The sequence below is a fragment of the Micrococcus sp. HSID17227 genome (assembly GCF_003989405.1).
GTDB lineage: Bacteria > Actinomycetota > Actinomycetes > Actinomycetales > Micrococcaceae > Micrococcus > Micrococcus luteus.
Map to the genome: position 1 here is coordinate 1 of NZ_RBLN01000443.1, position 806 is coordinate 806.

At 74.4% G+C, this 806-nt stretch carries 2 protein-coding genes; both read right to left on the reverse strand.

The window, feature by feature from the left end; genetic code table 11:
* A partial coding sequence (locus D8M29_RS12505) for a DUF4235 domain-containing protein (protein WP_148111626.1) occupies window positions 1-211 on the reverse strand: 211 nt, incomplete at its 3' end.
* Between the two features lie 77 nt (window positions 212-288).
* Window positions 289-806 (reverse strand): aminotransferase class IV (locus D8M29_RS12510; RefSeq protein ID WP_174233378.1); only part of this gene is annotated, 518 nt, incomplete at its 5' end.

An 806-nucleotide genomic window follows, 5' to 3' on the forward strand; every position in this document is an offset into this window, starting at 1 on the left:
TCTGGCCGGCGACCTTCAGCAGCGCCGCGACGCCCGCGGAGATGAACGCGAAGGACAGGGCCTCGACGAGGGGCAGCGTCTCGTCGGCCGCGTCGTCCGGGGCGCTGTGGCCGGTGACGAGCCGCCAGCCGCCCGCGACCACGCGGGAGCCGACGATGCCGCCGACCAGCGTGATGCCGGCGGACAGGGCTTTCTGGACGAGCGTGTTCATGGTGCGCCTTCCGTGGTCGGGGATATCACGTGCGGTTGCGGTCGCGGCCGACGACGTCGGACGGGCCGGTCTCCAGCCTAGCCCGCGGTGGGCACCGGGTCGCCGCTGACGTGCCGGCCGGGGTCGCCGTCGGCGTCCAGATGGGCCTGCAGCATGCCGGTGAGCTCGTGGTCCACGGGGATCTCGACGCCGTCGACGGCGCGCACCGGCAGGACGCCGCGCACCGAGGAGACGAGCCAGACGCCCTCGGCACCCTGGAGGTCCGCCGGGACGAGCGGGCCGTAGCCGAGCTCCCAGCCGTCCGCGTGGGCGGCCGCGAAGATCACGGCCTGCGACGTGCCGGCGAGGATGCCCTTCTGGCGCAGCGGGGTGAGGAGGCGGCGGACGCCGTCCTCCCCGGTGCGCACGATCAGCACCGTGGAGGTGGGACCCTCGAGCAGGTAGCCGTCCGCGCTGGTGAAGACGACGTCGTCGGCGCCGTGGGCGCGGGCGTAGCGCAGGGCGGCCATGTTCACGGCGTAGGAGAGGGTCTTCGCGCCGGTGAGCAGCCACGGGGAGCGCTCGGGGGCCTGCGAGTCGATGCCGCGGTCCAGCA